Origin of the sequence: Verminephrobacter aporrectodeae subsp. tuberculatae At4, from assembly GCF_000193225.1 — a bacterium.
Classification (GTDB): domain Bacteria; phylum Pseudomonadota; class Gammaproteobacteria; order Burkholderiales; family Burkholderiaceae_C; genus Acidovorax; species Acidovorax aporrectodeae.
The window spans coordinates 1-799 of record NZ_AFAL01000864.1; the positions used below are offsets into that span (position 1 = coordinate 1).

The window sequence follows — 799 nt, forward strand, 5'->3', positions numbered from 1 at the left end:
GGGGCGATGGGCTCGGGCTTGGGCTCGGGCTCGGACCTGGAGCCGGGCCCGGACCTGGAGCCGGGCCCGGTGGCGCGGGGGTGCGGTTGTCCACCGGCGTGGCCGCGAAACTGGCTGCGTCGTTGCCGGCCGCGTCCTGTACGGCGTTGGCATCGTTGCCGGTCGTGGGGTCGGTGTAGGCGACGCTCACGGCCTGGCCGTTGGCGACAGCGGTGGCCAGCGTCAGGTTGACGGTCTTTTCCTGCGCGCCTACCGCGATGGCGGTGACGGCGCTGAGCACGTCATCAACGCGCACCGCAAAGGCCGTCGCGGGCGGGATATGCGTCGCGTCCAGGCTGCTCCCCTCGGTGTAGCGCAGCACCAGCTGGCTCGCGTTCACCGTGGCGCTGGCGAGCACCGGGGCCCGGGTGTCGATCTGGTAGATGGCGCTCGGGGCGTGGCCGGTGCCGGCACGGCCTGCGACGTTGCGCACGCCCGTCAGGTTCACGCTGATGGTGTTGCTGCTGTTCTCGACGCCGGCCGTGGGCGTGAATGTCGCCGTCCAGGTTCTGCCATCGTCATTCGTTGTGGGATCGGTCAATGTGCCATTGGCCTCGCTGAGCACGAGGTCGTCGCGCGTGAAGCCGGTGACGGGCTCGTTGAAGGCGATGGTGACTGTTGTGGTGTCGCCAACGGCCAGGTGGGTGTCGGCCAGTGTGATCGTGGCTGTCGGGCCCGTGGTGTCTGCCGGCCGGGTGTCCACGCTGTAGTTGGCGCTGTCGGCGCTGCCGGTGCCGGCGTTGCCCGCGTCGTCGCGCAC

1 protein-coding gene is annotated in these 799 nt (G+C 70.5%); it reads right to left on the minus strand.

Annotation, left to right across the window (positions count from 1 at the left end; all coding sequences use genetic code 11):
• Positions 1-799 (minus strand): Ig-like domain-containing protein (locus VTU_RS29645; RefSeq protein WP_236610834.1); only part of this gene is annotated, 799 nt, incomplete at both ends.